The organism is Phyllobacterium chamaecytisi, assembly GCF_020164455.1.
GTDB classification, from domain to species: domain Bacteria; phylum Pseudomonadota; class Alphaproteobacteria; order Rhizobiales; family Rhizobiaceae; genus Phyllobacterium; species Phyllobacterium chamaecytisi.
Genome location: NZ_JAIQWW010000002.1, coordinates 273,103 through 290,944 on the forward strand (window position 1 = coordinate 273,103; position 17,842 = coordinate 290,944).

17 protein-coding genes are annotated in these 17,842 nt (G+C 57.5%); 6 read left to right on the plus strand and 11 right to left on the minus strand.

Annotation, left to right across the window (positions count from 1 at the left end; translation table 11 throughout):
* Positions 1–213: 213 nt before the first annotated feature.
* From LB462_RS05020 to LB462_RS05030, 3 genes are all read right to left on the minus strand, one after another.
* Entirely contained in the window at positions 214–1,395 is a 1,182-nt protein-coding gene (locus LB462_RS05020) for a hypothetical protein (protein WP_224506257.1), read from the minus strand.
* A 7-nt stretch (positions 1,396–1,402) separates the two neighbouring features.
* Positions 1,403–2,686, minus strand: coding sequence for an alpha/beta hydrolase (locus LB462_RS05025; protein WP_224506371.1), 1,284 nt, complete (start codon positions 2,684–2,686; stop codon positions 1,403–1,405).
* Between the two features lie 74 nt (positions 2,687–2,760).
* Entirely contained in the window at positions 2,761–3,393 is a 633-nt protein-coding gene (locus LB462_RS05030; protein WP_224506258.1) for a response regulator, read from the minus strand.
* 136 nt (positions 3,394–3,529) lie between these two features.
* Between LB462_RS05030 and LB462_RS05035 the strand changes: the two genes are divergently transcribed.
* The 6 genes from LB462_RS05035 (at position 3,530) to LB462_RS05060 (ending at position 8,882) form a co-directional block, all read left to right on the plus strand.
* On the plus strand, positions 3,530–4,501 hold the full coding sequence (locus LB462_RS05035) for an ABC transporter substrate-binding protein (protein WP_224506259.1): 972 nt from the start codon (positions 3,530–3,532) through the stop codon (positions 4,499–4,501).
* The gene (locus LB462_RS05040; RefSeq protein ID WP_370637068.1) at positions 4,498–5,187 is read left to right on the plus strand and encodes a L,D-transpeptidase; all 690 of its coding nucleotides are present in this window, start codon (positions 4,498–4,500) and stop codon (positions 5,185–5,187) included. Before LB462_RS05035 ends, LB462_RS05040 begins: the two co-directional genes overlap by 4 nt.
* A 50-nt stretch (positions 5,188–5,237) precedes the next feature.
* On the plus strand, positions 5,238–5,543 hold the full coding sequence (locus LB462_RS05045; protein WP_224506260.1) for a hypothetical protein: 306 nt from the start codon (positions 5,238–5,240) through the stop codon (positions 5,541–5,543).
* Positions 5,544–5,619: 76 nt separating this feature from the next.
* Positions 5,620–7,095 carry a DUF3300 domain-containing protein gene (locus LB462_RS05050; protein WP_224506261.1) on the plus strand — a complete coding sequence of 492 codons (1,476 nt, stop codon included), beginning with the start codon at positions 5,620–5,622 and terminating at the stop codon, positions 7,093–7,095.
* A 42-nt stretch (positions 7,096–7,137) separates the two neighbouring features.
* Complete coding sequence (locus LB462_RS05055; RefSeq protein ID WP_224506262.1) at positions 7,138–8,067, plus strand: DUF2950 domain-containing protein; 930 nt, start codon at positions 7,138–7,140, stop codon at positions 8,065–8,067.
* 26 nt (positions 8,068–8,093) lie between these two features.
* The gene (locus LB462_RS05060) at positions 8,094–8,882 is read left to right on the plus strand and encodes a hypothetical protein (protein ID WP_224506263.1); all 789 of its coding nucleotides are present in this window, start codon (positions 8,094–8,096) and stop codon (positions 8,880–8,882) included.
* A 43-nt stretch (positions 8,883–8,925) separates the two neighbouring features.
* On the opposite strand, the gene LB462_RS05065 is transcribed toward LB462_RS05060, so the two are convergent.
* The 8 genes from LB462_RS05065 to LB462_RS05100 all read right to left on the minus strand — a co-directional run bounded on the left by LB462_RS05065 (position 8,926) and on the right by LB462_RS05100 (position 17,504).
* On the minus strand, positions 8,926–9,342 hold the full coding sequence (locus LB462_RS05065; RefSeq protein WP_224506264.1) for a hypothetical protein: 417 nt from the start codon (positions 9,340–9,342) through the stop codon (positions 8,926–8,928).
* 112 nt (positions 9,343–9,454) lie between these two features.
* Positions 9,455–10,564 carry a calcium:cation antiporter gene (locus LB462_RS05070; RefSeq protein ID WP_224506265.1) on the minus strand — a complete coding sequence of 370 codons (1,110 nt, stop codon included), beginning with the start codon at positions 10,562–10,564 and terminating at the stop codon, positions 9,455–9,457.
* Positions 10,565–10,648: 84 nt separating this feature from the next.
* Positions 10,649–11,821 (minus strand): 4-hydroxybenzoate 3-monooxygenase, encoded by a 1,173-nt coding sequence (gene pobA, locus LB462_RS05075; RefSeq protein WP_224506266.1) that lies wholly within the window; start codon positions 11,819–11,821, stop codon positions 10,649–10,651.
* Positions 11,822–11,891: 70 nt separating this feature from the next.
* Positions 11,892–12,713, minus strand: a complete 822-nt coding sequence (locus LB462_RS05080) for a carbohydrate ABC transporter permease (RefSeq protein ID WP_224506267.1) — start codon at positions 12,711–12,713, stop codon at positions 11,892–11,894.
* On the minus strand, positions 12,710–13,585 hold the full coding sequence (locus LB462_RS05085) for a carbohydrate ABC transporter permease (protein ID WP_224506268.1): 876 nt from the start codon (positions 13,583–13,585) through the stop codon (positions 12,710–12,712). The genes LB462_RS05080 and LB462_RS05085 overlap by 4 nt, the downstream gene beginning before the upstream one ends.
* Positions 13,586–13,816: 231 nt before the next feature.
* Positions 13,817–15,142, minus strand: coding sequence for an ABC transporter substrate-binding protein (locus LB462_RS05090; RefSeq protein ID WP_224506269.1), 1,326 nt, complete (start codon positions 15,140–15,142; stop codon positions 13,817–13,819).
* A 3-nt stretch (positions 15,143–15,145) separates the two neighbouring features.
* Positions 15,146–16,684: a putative N-acetylmannosamine-6-phosphate 2-epimerase gene (locus LB462_RS05095; protein ID WP_224506270.1), complete on the minus strand. Its 1,539-nt coding sequence runs from the start codon at positions 16,682–16,684 to the stop codon at positions 15,146–15,148.
* Positions 16,685–16,754: 70 nt separating this feature from the next.
* Positions 16,755–17,504: a GntR family transcriptional regulator gene (locus LB462_RS05100; protein ID WP_224506271.1), complete on the minus strand. Its 750-nt coding sequence runs from the start codon at positions 17,502–17,504 to the stop codon at positions 16,755–16,757.
* Between the last annotated feature and the right edge of the window lie 338 nt (positions 17,505–17,842).

The following is a 17,842-nucleotide window of genomic DNA, read 5'->3' on the forward strand; positions in this document are numbered from 1 at the left end:
CCCTTGCCCCGCCCGGGCGGGACCGGCGATTGACGAATTCGCTCTCCCTTGCACCCACCGCGAAGTCGGGCAGTTACGGACACGCTCGGGCCCCCATATAGTCATTGGAACTGTGGACTTTCGCTGCCGGAACAGGAGTTTTGAGAGAATGCCCAAGTTATCTCTCGTTCGCGCGCTTTTCCGGCTCGTCGCGGGAGGCTAGAGCAAACTGCTCTAAAGCAGCAACAGACGCTTCAGAATCGGAGCCAGCTCCTTCATCGGCAGCTGCGTCAGACCGATCGCCACGAATGGGAGCAGGGCAGCGGCGGAGACGGGCACAAGCGTCGATCGCGTCACCAGCATCGGTGAGAGCTTTTTCGCCGCATCGTAGAGCTTGCCTGGATCGGGTATTTCATCGCCTTTGATGGTTTTTTCGCCATCGCCGACAACGTTCTTGCCAAGCGTGTTACGCTCGGATTGCCGCTGATAGTCGGTTGCCCGTGCGGATGCTGCGAGTAACGTTTGTCGCTTGAGCTTTCCGAGCACACGGGCAAAGCCGATCAGTGGTATGCCGAAATAGGCGAATATAACGGCGAGCCAAAGACCCATAATGGATCCAAATGCAGTTGCTGTAACTGTCCCGTGCAAGACTTGGTGCGTCAAAGTGCCAGCGACGACGCTACCTACCGCGACGGTGAACAGAATATAGCCGTTGGGATAACGGCCGACGAAACTCAGACCGGCATGGCTGTCCGGATGCGTTGCCACAAGCCTTGTCCGGAGCCTTGAAAAATCACGCAGCAATAGCGCCCACACGATGTGCCGCAATACCGCACGCAAGAGCAGAAACCAGAAAAGCGTGTTGCTGATGATGATAGACCACCACGCCGCAAGACTGAGGGATCGCCCCTCATCGTTGATTGTCATGGCCCAGGACGAGGATGCTTGTTCCTGCATGTTCGATATCAGGAATATCGATGCAAGGATGGCAAGCGTCAAACAGATAGTTTCTCCCAATCGTGCATCGAGACGCTCACTTGCTTTGCGAATTGCCGCCTTGGCGTTCACAAGTGACTTCTCGTCAAGAAGGTGGCCTGTAAAGAAGTATCTCACCGCGTCACTCAGATGGTTCTCTATCTGTGTTTCGGCAAAAATGAACAGCCCGATCGCCAGAAAGAAACGCGAGAAGGTGCCGGGATCGAGTAAGTATGGACGCGCTTCCAGCGTCCCGAAAGCCGTGCCCGCCACGAGGGTCAACAGAAGTGGTATGCCCCACGCAATGGCTGTTAATATCAACGCGCGAGGCAGGGGCTTGAGATCGGTTCCGTCGAGCAGATTTGTTTTCAGCTGCAAGTTGTAAAACGGCCCTCCGCGAAACACGAGGAAGGCCGGATCGTTGTCCTGGTCGAGCGCCATTGTCCGCCTAATAGCTAAGCTCGGGCGTGGGTGACTTGCTGTTCAGGGTCTCGTTCACCCTGTCGGATTTAGGGCGTCTATATTCGATCTTGTTGCCCTCGAGCACGGTGAGCGGCGCGGTCACGGTCGTGGCGGCAACTTTGCCCACGGTACCGACGCTTCCGGCCACGACCGCCGTCACGCCGTCAGCGAAGGAAACGTCTGAATCGGTAAGCGTCTGTCCCGTCACGAGCCGCTGTCCGATGAGCTGGACGATTTCCGGGCTTTCGGCGAATTTGCCGTGGCGCAGCCCGTCATCGGTTTTGACCTGGGTCAGATCCACGACGGTTATTCCGGCTGCTTCCAGCTTGGTCTTGTAAGGCTCTGCCGCCGGATTGATCGCGCCAAGACGATCGACATCGCCCGAGATCAACCGCGACACCTTCAAGGCCCTGTCGTCCTGTGACACGAAGATGGTGATTTTCGGCTTGTCCTTGCCAAGTTCGTTCCATTGCCTTGCGAAGACATCGACATCGATATCGGGCGAAGCAAGAATCACATTCTTTATCTTGGGCTGCACCCGGCCGTCGCGTATTGCCATCTGCCGCAGCGATTCCATGGCGAGCCATGTTCCCATCGAGTGAGCCATGACCGTGATTTCCTTGACGTCCTTGTCCTTGGCAAGCGTTTGCAGTCCCTGTTCAAGCGCAGTACGCGAGAAGTTGGTGCTCTCCTTGTCGTAATTGTAATCGAAGACGCGTGCCCTCGAGGGCCAGGTGAACAGGATTGGCGTTACCTGCGCCTTGGAATCGTGAATGATCTGGGCGAAGCGGAAAACCGAATCTTCGTACCGGTTGTTGAAACCATGGACGAAGACCATCGCATGCCCGTTAACGACATGCTGGCGGAACCAGGCGCGTCCCTCTTCGGGGGAATGCAGTTGCTGCACTTTTGTCACGGCAAAGTCCGTTTCCGGATTCGGCGGTACCTTTTTCGGCCACTGGACTGTTCCCGGTTTGCGCTTGGCATCGGAAGGGATGGATACGGTGATATCCGTCAAATAGGGCGTCGGGCTGCGCTCCCCCGTAAACAACGTCGCCGGATCGTGCGAGGGTACGCGGCTGGTCACCACGAGCATGTCGACCGTTGAACCACCCGTTGCACCCGTCACGGCCACCGGAGCCATTACGCCTTTGGCATGCCCGGCGCAACCAGCCAATGCGAACGTGAGCAAGAGCCCAAGCACCGGCAGTGCGGCCAGGCGACTGCGGGATGGCCGCGGCAGCTTAGCTGCTCCGGAGGTATGATCCATGTCGATGCTTTCACTCGAGGAAATTGCGGCGGCGGAATAGTGGTAATGCTTGAACATTTCGCGCGAAACCATCGTCAAGCCTCGATCAACCGGTTTCTTATGGCATATCGAACAAGGGCCGCGGTGGATTTGGCATCCAGTTTCCGCATTGCAGCCGCGCGGTGGCTTTCGACGGTCTTCTCGCTAAGGCCAAGCACCGCTGCCGTCTCCTTGTTGCTGTGACCCTCGGCGATCAGTTTGACCACTGCCGTTTCGCGCGAGGTGAGAATACTCGACGCAGCATCGGATTTAGCGAGATAGGATGACACGAGCATGTCAGACACCGTCTTGGTAAAGAACGGCTGGCGGTGCTCCAATGCTTCCACTGCCTGGATGAGATATTGCGTGGCATCGGATTTCAACAGATAGCCGCGCACGCCCGCTTCAAGAATATTGCGCAGCAGAGCTTCATTGTCGTGCTGGGTAAATATCAGGACCTCGGTCTTCGGACTGTGCAGCCGGATTTGTCGCGCCGCTTCCACACCATTGATGAAGGGCAAGGCGTAGTCGAGAATGGCGATTTCCGGTTCGGTCAGTCGTGCCTGTCCGATAGCGTCGCGCCCGTCGGCTGCTTCGCCAACGATTTCCCAGCGATCCCGCTTCGACAAGATCGCTTTCACGCCTTGCCGGACGATCTCATGGTCATCCGCGATCAGAATCCGTGTCATACCACCCCACGCGTCCGAATGGACCCTTTAAGTTCTACACCGGAAACGCTCTTCCGGCAAAAATTAACAGTTACGTACTTACGATAATGCAATCGATGCTTGCTAATGCCGATCATATCATGTGGGAGCGTGGCAGATGAGGCAACGATTAACGAGGCTCGGTCAATTTGCGGGATTGGTCCTGTCAGTCTGGATGACGTTTCCCGCGACTTCAATTGCAGCCGATCTGGTTGTCGCCATGCCGAATTGGCCGTCGGGCCAGGTTACCGCAAACATCATCAAGACAACTCTCGAAGCGAACATGCACAAAAGCGTCGACGTCGAGGAGATGGGGACGATGACCGCTTTCGCCGGGCTTGCTTCCGGGGAGGTTGACATACACCCGGAGGTCTGGCTGCCGAACCTCAATTCACTGGTGGAGAAATACGGCGATAAAGTCCAACTCGCGGATTTCGGCGTTCCCGCCTGGCAGGGCATTTGCACGACCAAGCAGACAGTCGATAAGACGGGCATCCATGCGGTCGCCGATCTTCTCGATCCGAAAAAGACCGCAGCCTTCGACACGGACGGCGATGGCCAGGGAGAGATGTGGATTGGCGCCGAGACATGGTCATCGACAGTCATCGAACGTATTCGGGCGAACAGTTATGGTTATGCCAAGACAATGCGGCTTCTCGAAATGCCGGAGGAAATGGGCATGGCGGCGGTCGATGCGGCCGAGGCGATAGATAAGCCGATCATATTTGCGTGCTACAGCCCCCATGTCGTCTTCAAGCTGCATGACATCGTCAAGCTTGATGAGCCCGCCCACGACGCGTCCAAGTGGCATGTAATCCTGCCTGCGGACGATCCCGATTGGCTGGCCAAATCGAGTGCACCCGTCGCCTGGGATGCCGCGCGCTTCCACATCGCCTATTCGAAGGCATTGGCGGCGAAGAGCCCGGAAGTGACCAAGTTCCTTGAAAACATCGATTTCACGCCCGACGAAATCACCGAGATGAGCTATGCGGTCGAAGTCGACCGTCAACCGCCAGCCGACTACGCCAAGGCATGGGTCGGAAAACATGCGGACCGGGTGCAAAAATGGTTGAAGGGGACGGCGAAATGAAAAGAAGTTCCGCATCGTTTCTTGGCATGAAATCAGCTGCTTTTCTGGCTGTAGCAGGATTACTCGTCGGCGGTATCGCGGCGGGATTGGCGCAGGTTCCGAAGACGCAGATCTACGATACGAAGACCCGGACCTGGATCGCCTATGACAGCAAGAAAGCCCGCAAATATTACGCGGCGAACGGTCAGGTGCCCGAGGCATTCCGCAAGCAGATGGTTCCGTTCCGGACCGCTGAAAAACCGGGAACCATCATCATCGATGGCAACCAGCATTTCCTTTATCTCGTCAAAGGTGGTGGTCAAGCCGTCCGATATGGCATCGGCGTCGGCCGCGACGGTTTCGGATGGGCGGGTATAGTGCGCGTCGGGCGCATAGCCGAATGGCCAACCTGGACGCCGCCCGCCGAGATGGTGGCGCGTGACCCGAATGCCGTGAAGTTCGCAGGGGGAATGCCCGGCGGTCCCGACAATCCGCTCGGAGCACGCGCGCTTTATCTCTATGAGGGCGATCAGGACACGATCTATCGCATCCACGGCACGCCGGAGCCCTGGTCTATCGGGCTCAATGTGTCGTCGGGCTGCATCAGAATGAACAATGAAGACATTGTCGATCTGGCTTCACAGATCCAGGTCGGAGCGAAAGTGATCGTGCTCATGCAGGGCGCGTCACTCTACAAAGGTGTTTGAGTAGCAAAGTCAGGGGGAAAACGATGCTTTGCAAATCAGGTCGAGGACATTTGAAAAATATCAACTTCATGATCGTTGCGAGTGGTATATTGGCGCTGGCAGGATGTGTGTCGGACAACAGCCCCACACCCGAAAACATGGCAAGAAACACGGCGCAGACGGCCCCAGCCGATTTGCAACTGGCCTGCGCCAGCGCTTCGGCGACAAAGTTTGGCGGCGATAGCGCGACGGTCCTTCCCGTGAGCTCGGCGGCGGTGGATGGCGGCAAATATCAGATCATCCTCGACTCCAAGGGCCAGCGTTCGACTTGCCTGATCGACTCCACCGGAGCCGTCCTGTCTGTGGAAAAGGTTTGATGCCCTAACGAACCGACTGCAAGCAATTACCGGGGTGCCGCACGTCGTCAGAACGTGGAATTTGAGGAGAGCCGCTATGTCATTGCACCAAAAAACGATTGCCATCGTGGCTTCGGCAGCGCTGCTGATGTGCGGGCCGGGCATGCAGGCTTGGACACAGACGCAGCCTGCGCCCGCCGCAACAGCGCCGGCCGCACCCGTGGCGCCGGCGCCGGCACTGCTGACTGCGGCAGAACTGCAAACGCTGACCGCGCGCATCGCGCTTTATCCCGACGACCTTGTGGCCCTTGTGCTTTCAGCCGCGCTCAATCCTCTTCAGATCGTCCAGGCAGCACGGTTTCAGGATCAAGCGAAAGCCAAGCCGGATGCGAAACCCGATCCATCATGGGACGGAAGCGTCATATCGCTTCTCAACTATCCAACAGTTCTGACGATGATGAACGACGATCTTGAATGGACACAGCAACTGGGCGAGGCGGTCGTCAATCAGCAGAAAGACTTGCTGATAGCGATACAGGAACTCCGCGACAAGGCAGTAGACAATGGTACAATCAAGTCAAATGACCAGGTTGTCGTGGAAACGAACAACGACAACAACGTCATCATCCGTCCTGCCAAAAAGGAAGTGACGTACGTTCCGACCTATGATCCCGTCATCTTGACCAGCCCGACCTATGTTGCGACGGCCCCGATCGTTTATGGCGATCCCTATCCTTCGTACTATTATCCCTACGCTCCCTATTGGAGCGGATTTATCACCGGAGCGGTCTTCGGTGCGGCGGTCGACTGGGATAATTGGCACTCGTGGGGAGGGGAGGACGTCGACATCGACATCGGTGAAATCAATCGCAACGATTTCAATTTTGACAAGAACAATATCAACAACCTCAATTTCGATAGCAGCAAATTCAATTTCGACCGGGATTCCATCACGAACAATATTCGCGAGAACAGGGGAAACCGGCTCGATCTAAGGGAAAGCGGCGGCCAGCTCGGCAACCTTGGCGGACTCGCGGGAGCCGCAGGTGCCGGTCTCGCGGGGGCTGCAATCGGATCGAGAATCCAGAGCAGCGATGTACGCCGCGATGTGCAGAACCAACTGAGGCAAAGGGACGGCGGCAATTTCGCCGGCAATCGTCCCGGTCAAGGTGCAAATCGTCCGGCCAATCGCGATATCGGGCAAGGTGCAGGCGCGGGTAACCGCAACATCGGACAAGGCGCAGGGGCTAACCGACCGAATCGGGACAGGCCCAATGCAAGCCGTCCCGACCGCCCTCGGCAACAGCCAGCCGGCGGCCGCGTCGATAACCGTCCGAGGCAGCCAAGCTCCCTCGGCAATTATGGCTCTGGTCGGGATGCTCGCGCTTCGTCCCAGCGAGGCAACGCCAGTTTGGGTGGCGGCGGCGGACGTCCCAGAGCCCAGGCTGGCGGTGGTTCCAGGGTCCAGGGAGGCGGCCAGCGCGCCAGGGGCGGTGGCGGCCCCAGGGTGCAACGCGGCGGCGGCGGCAGAGGCGGCGGAGGTCGAGGTGGCGGAGGCCGTGGCCGTCGGTGACCTGTCGAAGCCATCACCATTCCTTGTGAAGGGATTAGGAAAATGTATCGCTCAACTTTGAAAATACTTCTCGCTTCCGCATTCCTTTCGATAGCGGCAACGTCTCCTTTGATTGCGGCGGAGCCTTCGCTTCAACGTTTCGTTGGCGCAAAATCGGAAACTTTCAAGGAACCGGGGGAGGCACTTGATGCTTTGAAGAAGGATCTCGGTGCGAAGGACGTCGACGCTTTGGCCAAGGTTCTTGGTCTGAATGCCGAAGCGGCCAAGAAATCGGATGACTTCGATGATCGTTTGACCGACCTCCAGAAGGCCTCAGGGGAACGCGCCGAACTGAAAGACCGGAAAGATGGCAGCAAGGAAGTCATTCTCGGAAATCTTGCCTGGCCATTTCCGTTCCCCTTGGTCAAGCAGGACGCCGGCTGGCAGTTCGATACGAAAAAGGGGCTCGAGGAGATTCTGGCGCGGCGGATCGGCGAGAACGAAACCGCGGCCATCGAGACGTGCCGCAGCTACATCGCGGCGCAGACTGCCTACGCGCAGGAGGATCACGATGATGATGGCGTGCTCGAATTTGCTCAGAAGCTCATCAGTGAAGAAGGAAAGCACGACGGGCTCTACTGGAAATCGGACGGCGGCGAGGAAAGCCCTGCCGGAAGTTTCGGAGATGACGCCAAGATCGAAGCCAGCGCGAAGTCAGACCGCGGTTATTTCGGTTATCGCTACCGGATACTCAAAGGCCAGGGCAGCAACATTGCCGGCGGCAAGTATGATTTTGTCATCAATGGCAACATGATCGCCGGACATGCCTTGATCGCCTGGCCGGCAATATATGGCGAAACCGGAATCAAGACTTTCGTCGTCAGTCATCATGGGACCATTTACGAAAAGGATCTCGGACCGGCTACCGACAAGATGGTTATAGAGATAAGGTCATTCAATCCGGACCATACATGGGATTCGGTTGACGACTGATCGCGACGTTCAAAAGGGGGACAGCGATGAAACTTTTTAATACTTTGGCGTCGGCGCTTGCGGCCGGTTTGCTGTTTGCAAGCCCGGTCTCGGCGGCCGACATCACGTCGCCGATGGCGCCGGAACTCAAGCAAACCGAAAAGGATGGTTGGACCTTTGCGGTCGCCCCATATTTCTGGGCGGCGGGCATGTCCGGGGATACGGGTCTGTTCGGCCTGCCCACAGTGCACATGGACATGAAATTTGGCGACATCCTCAAAGAGCTCGATTTTGCCGCTATGGCCATTGGCGAGGCGCGCTATGATCGCTACAGCATTTTCACCGATATCATGTATACGAAGATCTCCAGTGGCCGGGGCACGCCGCGAGGGATTATCGCGGACAATGTCAGCGTGACCTCCGAAACCTTTGCCGGGCTCGTCGGCGCTGGGTATTCCGTGCTGCAGAGCGAAAGAGGCAACCTCGATCTTGTCGCCGGGTTGAGGGTCTGGAATGCCAGCACCGAGATTGCGTTTAGCGGCGGCATTCTCGATGGTGTGAAGCGTGAAGACAGCGCGACCTGGGTCGATGGCCTCGGCGGCATTCGTGCCAAATATTCGATCACCGACAAGGTCTATTTTACCGGCTGGGGTCTTGTTGGCGGCGGTGGTGCCGATGTCGACTGGGATGTTGCCGGTGGCATTGGCTACAGTTTCAACGAAAAGGTTTCAGCCGTAGCCGGCTATCGGGCGCTTGGCGTCGACTATAGCAATGACGGTTTTGTCATGAATGTCGTCGAGCAGGGACCGATCTTCGGCGTCGTTATGCATTTCTGACAGCCAAGCCAGCCCGCCGCGCGCGGGCGGCAAGGCTCGAACATCACATGTCGCACTTCTTGTAGGTGACATACATATTATCGCCGAAGGGGTCGAACCTCTGAAACGTGTTCGCGTCGACGATCTTGAACGTCTGGGTCATATCGCTTTCGATCATTGAATCGGTGCAGGACAACGTCGCCGACAGCCGGTCCTTCTGTTTCTTCACGCTCTTTGTTGTGCACACGGCGTTCGGCCCTGTGACCTTGCTGCCGCTGATCAGCAATCCCGTTGAAGTCGAAGCCGTCCGGTCCTTGAACTCGACCGTCTTGCCGACCTTCTTGAATGTGTCCTCGCACTTGGTTCCGTTCATGGTCCAGGCGCCCTGCAGATCCTTGATCGTTGCCGCCGTGACGCTCGTTGTCAGGCAGAGACCGAGGACACCGCCCGCCAATATGACTTTGCCGAATTTGCTTTTCATCGAATTTGCTCCGGGATCCGTTTCACCTCGACAACGATAGATGTTCGTCCCGGCGCTGGGAATGCAGCGGCGGCAAATATACGGCTACGATACGGTAAATGCGCCTCGTGTCTTAGGGAACTGCAAGCAAAAGCACGAAGGCGATGAAGACGACCAGATGCACCATGCCGGTGAGCACGTTGGTCCGCCCTGTTCCGAAGCTGTGGATGCTGATCGAAAGGATCAGCGCCAGAAGTACCGTATCGCCCGACGAAAGGCCGAGCGTGAGCTCTCGCCCGGTGATAAGGCTTGCCATGCCGACTGCTGGAATGGTCAGCCCGATTGTCGCCAGGGCCGAACCGAGCGCAATGTTGAGGCTGCGCTGCAATTCATTGTTAAGCGCGGCACGAATGGCGGCCAGACCTTCGGGCAGAAGCACCAGCGTCGCAATAAAGGCGCCGACGATCGCATCGCTCTGCGCGACGTTCAGCGCAGCAAGGCCATCCTCGATGCCGACGGCGACCTGTTCCGCGAGCAGGACAATGCCAACCAGTCCTATCACCAGGAAAAGCGCGTTGGCGTAAAGTGCTCGCCTGGATGTATTTCCCGCGTGGATCCCGACATAGGCAGCGCTTTCATCGAGGAAGTCGTCGCGATGGCGCACCGTCTGTGCGAACACGAAACTCGCATAAAGCAGTACCGAACAGAAGCTGACGAAGATGAGCTGGACAGGGGAAAAGCTGCCCGGATCCGTCGAAAGTGTGTAGTTGGGCAGAACGAGCGTCAGTACCGTCAAGGCGGTCAGAACCGAAAGAATGGCGCTTGTTCCCTGCCGTTTCAGATCCTGCTGGCGATGCAGCCATGCTCCAAGCGTAAGACACAGGCCGACGACACCTGCGCAGACGATCATCACCGTCGAGAAGACGGACTCGCGCGCCAATGTCGGGTTGTTTGTGCCATGCAGCATCATCGAAACGATGATTGAAACCTCTACGGTCGTGACGGCGAAGGTGAGCAGCAGCGTTCCGTAGGGCTGGCCAAGACGGAATGCCAAGGCTTCCGCATGCTCAAGGACGACGAACACGGTGACGAGCAAAATGGCGAGAGTGATAAGCGAAACGAGAACTGTTACCCATGCATGTCCAGGGCCTCCCGGAACACCAAAGAGCTGTACAGCAATGGCAAGCGCCAGCGCCCCCAGCGGTACCACATATGACGAAGCCGGCAGGTGACGCGAGATCATGGGCGCGAATCCAAATGAGCGACTTCCCAACACTAGCTCGGGGTGTCCGGTCCAGCCATAGACCGATCGAATTAAAAATCGCGTTCAGTAAGGCAGACCGACATAGTTTTCCGCCAGCACCGTAGAAGCGGCGCGGGAATGGGTGAGATAGTCGAGTTCGGTCTCCTGGATCTTCTGGTCGAATTCCCCCGTATCCGGAAAACGATGCATCATTGTTGTCATCCACCAGGAAAAGCGCACCGCTTTCCAGACGCGTGAAAGCGCCCGCGCCGAATACGCGTCGATGCCGCTATCCGAACCATCGCGATAATATTCGGCAAGTCCGGAGAAAAGATAATGGACGTCACTCGCCGCCAGATTAAGCCCCTTGGCTCCCGTCGGGGGCACAATATGCGCCGCATCGCCAACGAGGAAAAGACGCCCGAAACGCATGGGTTCCGCAACGAAGGAGCGCAGGGGCGCGATCGACTTTTCGAACGAAGGTCCGGTTATCATCGCGTCCGCATGATGGGGAGGCAGGCGGCGCCGTAACTCGTCCCAGAAGCGATCGTCGCTCCAGTCCTCGATCTTCTGGTCGAGAGCGCACTGCACATAGTAGCGGCTGCGGGTCGCGGAGCGCATGGAGCACAGCGCAAAGCCGCGCGGATGATTGGCATAGATCAGTTCCTGATTGACCGGCGGCACATCGGCAAGGATGCCCAGCCAGCCGAAGGGATAGACTTTCTCGAAAACGCGCAGCGATTTCTCCGGGACGAATTTGCGGCTGACGCCATGAAAACCATCGCACCCGGCAATGAAATCGCAGTCGATACGATGGGTGATGCCAGCTTTTTCATAAGTGACGTAAGGCGAGTTGCCATCGAAATCATGCGGCTGAACGTTGCTTGCATCATAGATGCTCTCGCCGCCGCTCTTTTCGCGCCGTTCCATCAGGTCGCGGGTGAGCTCCGTCTGGCCGTAGACCATGACGCGCTTGCCGCCGGTAAGGCCAGTCAGGTCGATGCGATGATCGCGTCCGTCGAAGACAAGAGAAAAGCCATCATGCGGTAGCCCCTCGACGTGCATCCTCGTGCCGGATTTCGCCCTGTCGATCAGTTCGACTGTGCCTTCCTCGAGAACCCCCGCGCGGACGCGGCCGAGGATATATTCCTTGCCGACGCGATCGAGGACGATGTTGCCGATCCCGGCATCGCTCAAGAGCTGTCCGAGCAGCAGGCCGGATGGCCCCGAGCCGATGATAACGATCTGGGTACGCATGATCCCCCGCATTTTTGGCTCAAGTCTGTACCGGCGAGGCTCGGACAGCAAGGGAGATTTTGTGAACTACCTATCCCTTCACCGCACCTGCCGTCATGGAACCGCTGATTTGTCGGTACATGATGATGCCGATGAGCATCGGCGGCAACGCGCCGACGATCATGACGGCCGATGCCGCGCCCCATTGAATGCCGCCGCCGCTCGCCGCGAAGAAGAACGAAGCGCCGACTGTCATCGGAACAGCCCTGTTTGACGTCAACATCAGCCCGAACAGGAATTCGTTCCACGCTGTGATGAACCCGAATATGAAGACTGTTGCCAGTGCTGGACGGCAGACCGGCAACATCATCCCCTTCATTATTCCCCATTTGCTCATACCGTCCAGCTTTGCCGCCTCGTCGATTTCGATGGGAACTTCCGCAATCGCGTTGACGAAGACGATCAACGAAAGCGGCAGATTGACGATGGTCAGGATCAGTCCGAGGCCAAGCTGTGTATCGAGCAGGCCGGCAAACTGGAACATCATGTAGAGCGGGATCGCAAAGATGATCAGCGGCACCGCGCGCAGATTGACGATCAGCGGCATCAGGACCTTGCGGCCATATTTGCCGCGCGCAATGGTATAGGCTGCCGGAAAAGTAATGATCATGGCGAGCACCGTGCCGATCAGGGAGGCCGCCAGGCTGTTGAAGAGATAGGCGAAAATGTTCAACCGGTCGCTCACCTGCAGAACCGTCGCATAGTTTTCGAGGGTAGGGCTCGAAATCCAGAATCCCGGATTGATCGATATTTCCTTGCCGCTCTTGAAGGAGGTGAGCAGCGTGACGATAACCGGAAAATTCAGGGCAAGAGCAGCCACGGCATAGACGATCCAGCGCGCGAGTTTGATCATGACGCGGCGCCTTTCCCGCGGCGCGATAGCCATGTCAGCGCGTACAAACCAACGAACGACGCCAGGAACAGGATGACGGAGGCGGCGATGGCCTTGCCGATCGCGCCTTGCTTGAAGAAGGCCTCGTAGATGTAGATAGGCAGCGATGTGGTCGAGCCGCCGGGACCACTGCCGGTCAGCGTATAGACGTTGTCGAACACGCGGAATCCATCGATAAACCGGATGAAAAAAGTGAAGATGAGCGTCGGCCGCATCAGGGGCAATTCAATTGCAGTCAAGATTTGGCGAGCGGAAGCACCATCGATGGCCGAGGCTTCGCGCACATCATCCGGAATGGCCCGATAGGCGGTATAGAAGAGCAGCAGCGCGAAGGGTGTCCACTGCAATGTCTCGACGACGACAAGGGTCCAGAAGGCATTTTCCGCATTGAGGAATGACGGGCTGTCGCCAAACCATAGATATAAATAATACGGAACAGGGCCGACGAACTCGTGCAGCACGAGCCGGTACATCAGCCCGATCATCGCCGGTGCAACCATCAGCGGCAACATCAGCGGCGCCATGAGCCATGAGCGCTTCTCGATCAGAGGCGACAGGAACACGGCAAGCCCGAGACCGAGCACACATTCCAGAATTGCCGTGATCACGCCGAAGCGCAGCGAAAACCAGCTGGCACGCCAGAATTGTCCATCGCCGAGCACCTCGCCGTAGTTCCCGAAACCGACGATTTCCGGGCTGCGCAAATTTGTGAAACTGACGCGGGAAAGGCTGTAGACAAGATCGATCAGGATCGGAAGTCCGAGAAAAAGCAGCAGAAAGCCGACCAGCGGGCTCGCAAAAATTCTCCAGCCTTTGTGGTCCAAATCGACCATGTTTTTCCTTTGCAAATGGCTTGGGATAAGTTGCTCCGCTTATCTCCCCCCTTGTGGGGGAGAAAGGATTTTCTTGGATTTAGCCCTTGCTAAATCCTTAGAAAATCCAAGAGAGGGGATGTCAAAACTCACAACCCAATCCCCTCTCTGGCGATTTCTAGCACTTAGCAAGGGCTAAGATGCTGAAATCGCTTTCTCTCCCACAAGGGGAGAGATACCGCGGCGGGAGGCCTAAGGCTTCAGGAGTTTCTCCATCCCAGCCTTCGTGTTTGCAAGTGCATCGTCCAGGGTTTCCTGCCCCGACCAGTAGCCGGTGAATTCCTTCGCCTGCAGTTCGTAAACCGGGAAGGCATTGGCCGATGTAGCGCCGGTCATGACATAGCCATAGGCGCCGGCATATTGACCGAGCGTAACGAGATCCGGCCGCTCCTTGGCAATCTTTGCCGCAACATCGGGCAGGAGCGCAGGCGAACCACCGCTGCGGGCATAAAGCAGGGCAGCGTCCTCGGTCGCCAGCCATTGGAGGAACTTGGCGGCACCTGGCTTGTTCTTGGCGTTCTTGTTGATACCAAGCCCGAGACCATGGATATGGTCAGCCCGCCCGGCCGAACCGGCTGGGGGCGCAACGATACCGACATTCTCGGCAACCGCCGGAGATTTGGCGGGATCGGTGAGTTCACTGGCTGCAGCATTCCACTGCAGTGCCGTCGCCACCTGACCGGAGCCGAACGCAGCATTCGTTTCAGCGTATTCGTAGGACAGCGAATCTTTCGGCGAAGCACCCGCATCATAGAGCTTCTTGTAAAGTTCCAGCGCCGTCCGGTAAGCCGGAGAGTCGATGGTAATATTGCCCGAGGCATCCATCCAGTCGCCGCCATTGGCACGGGCCACAGACTGCCACACCATGATGTTGAAAAGCAGGTTCTTCATCTGCAGCACCGTGCCGTAGCGAACCGGGCTTTCGGGATTTACGGACTTGGCGAAATAAAGCGCGGTCGCCGCCCAGTCATCCCAGGTCCAGCTGTCGGGAGCCTTCGGCTCCAGGGCCTTGCCGAGATATTTCTCGCTGATCTCGGCATATTTGGCCTTGGCTGCCGGGTCGGCGAGCAAGGCGTCGACGAGATCCTTGCGATAATACATGAAATGCAAGGAGAGATCGGTTGGGACGCCATATTGCTTGCCATCGAACTGCATGGTCTTCAGCACCGACTCGCCAAATACCTTGGCGGCATCCGGGCCAAGGTCGACTGGCTCCATATAGGAGGCATAGCGGCCGATCGAATATGTCGCGAGAAGATTGATGTCGAAGGCGCTCGATCCCGCCGCCATGTCGGCCTGCAGTTTGTCGTAGAAGCCGTCGCGGCTATAGAAAAGCAGTTCAACTTTATCCGCGTCGGCAACGCCGCTTTGCGCGTTGTAAGCTTCGGCAACAGCGCGCAACGCGGTTTCTTCCGAACCGCCCGGCCAGCCTAGAACGGTAACCGCGGCGTTGGCGGCGCCCAAGGATGTCGTAATCAGTGCGAGAGCCGATAAAGTGATTTTTGTAAATTTAAGCATGTTCTAGCCTCCAATAATTGAGTTGGATTGTGCAATGGCGAGATCCGCCGCGCCGATTACCCCCGCGTGACGGCCGAGACCGGCACTCACAAGGGTTGGACGCAGCGATATTTTGGGAAATGTAAATGCGCCCCGAACCTGATCGATATAGCCTTCGGCAAGCCCGATACCGCCGCCAATGACGATACACTTCGGATCGAGCGCCAGCTGTATGTTCTGGCAGAGTATAGCGAGTCTGCGGGCAGAAATTGCGATAATATGCGATGCCCAGGGCGCGCCGGACCTCGCTGCGGCGAAGATGGCCGGTGCCTCCAGCTCATAGCCCGCCTTGCAGGCTTCCGCATTCATCCAGTGGCCGGAAATGCTGTCTTCGAGCGGTCGATGCGAGCATTCGAAGTAGCCCTGAAACAAGCCGAAATGACCGGCGGTTCCTTGCAAGAGCCGGCAGTTGATGACGATGCCGCCGCCAATGCCGGTCGAGATCGTGAGGAACACCATGTCCTTCTGCGCGCCGGCGCCAAACCGGTGCTCGCCCCAGGCGGCGCATTGCGCATCGTTGACTGCAATTGCATCAACGCCGAAAGTATCGCGCAACCTGTCGATGAGGGGATAGCCTTGCGGCAGGTTGAGCGTTGCCGGATTGAGCGCTTGCCAATGCCCGTCGACGACAATCCCTGTGACGGCAGCAGCAACCCTCCCGTAGGAGCCGCGCCAGTTGGCGACCTTTGTGGCGATAGCGTCGATCCAGCCGTCGGGACCGAGATTGTGGTCGGTAGAAAATTGGACCTCCTCGATGACTTTGCCTTCTTTCACCAGACACGCCATCGTCTTGGTCCCGCCGATATCGATCGCAAGTACGGCTTGGTTGGCTCTGCGTGAAAACCCGGCATCGATTGCCTGCTTGAACCACGAGGTGGCATGCTCGGTGCGGGTGATGGCGGAGCCGACGACAATGCTGAAGGCGCCCCGGCGAAGTGCCTCCGCTGCCTGCTCGGGAGTCCTGATACGGCCCTCCGCGATCACATAAGGGGTCAGTTTCCGCAGTCCGGCGATCAACTCGAAATCTGGCGCATCGGGGACCGGTCCGCCGGTATAGCCGGACAGCGTCGACCCAACACAATCGGCACCCGCGGCCAGCGCGGCGCGACCATCCTCGACCGACGAACAGTCCGCCATCGCCAAAGCGCCTTTGGCGTGAATGGCCGCAATGATATCTGCGACAGAATCGGGCCGCGGGCGCGATGTTGCGTCGAACGCGACAATCTGCGCGCCGGCATCGATCAGCGCCACCGCGTCGGCCACATCGGGCGTGATGCGGACGGGCGACGTTTCGAGATCTTTTTTAACGATACCGATGATCGGCGCATCCGTCACCTGGCGGACCGCTCGCACATATTCCACAGATTCAATCCTGAGTGCGCTTGCACCTCCGGCGATCGCCGCCAAGGCAAACGCCGTGACCATGTCGGCACGATCCATCGGGCCGTCCGGAACCGGCTGGCAGGAGACGATAAGGCTGCGTTCGAGATCCCCGATTTTCACTTCAAAATCCTCGCTTATGGCGAGAACGATATCCAGTTCATACCAGATTGCAACCAGTCAAAAACTGGTATTAGCGGCTTAACTCCGTAACGAAATCGTAGAGATCGCCGCGATACCTTGTTTCGGTAAATTCCACGGGCTGGTCGTCGGCAAGGAAACAACGCCGTTCAATGATAAGCAACGGTGAGCCAACCGCACATTTCAACAGCTCGCTGTCACGGACCGAAGCGGGCCGCGAACGCAGCCGTTGTATGGCTCGCTGCGGCAACGCACTGCGCTTTGCCAGTGCCTCGTATAGGGAGTCGCCAACGAGTTCGGGTGATGGCAGAAACTTTGCCGGAACGACTGCAGTCTCGTAGGCGGCGGGCTCCCCGTCAGCGGTTCGTATCCGTTTCAAGCGAATGATATCGGCATTTGGCGGCAAGGCGAGCGCCATCGCTTCCGCCGGGGATGGTCGGCTTATTTCCTTGGAAATCCAGATACATCCGGGTTCAAGCCCCCGTGCAACCATATCCTCGGAAAAGCTGGCAAGGGTCGAAAGCGATTTCTCGACAGGAACGCTTACTTCAGTCTTCGCGCCATGCCGCCGCCGCAAATGGCCATCCTGGATAAGAAGTTCCAGGGCCTTCCTGACGGTCACCCGCGAAAGCGAAAGAGCCTCCGCCACGGCCCGCTCGCCTGGAAGAGTAGACCCTCGTTTTATGCGATTGCTGATGATGAGATCCTGCAGCGCCATCTTCAATTTCTTGTGCAGGGGAATTCCCGTTTCGAACGCATCGATCCGCGACCGGATCTCCGCTAACAGCTGCTGGCGTTCCATGATTTCTCCTTGCCAGCGGTCTTCCCAAGGGCTGGATTTTCACCCTCGCATTATTTTTTTGGAAATCCAACTGGTATTATTGTATGGGCGGTTCCGGAGATGAAGAGGGCGGAGCAATTGATTTTGCGTAGCAGGTTCTCATTTCTGCGGAGCTCTTATATGAAATCGGGCCATTCTCGCACAGGAACATCCGATTCTTGCGCAAGAATTCTTGAATCCGGAACGGTTTTCGCTACGCAGGATTGAAATTTACGTGTGACCAGTTGTAACTGCGGGGGTTCAAACATAATCGAACGATCTATTGCAATTTCCTGCGGATCGACCTTTTGTGAAATCCT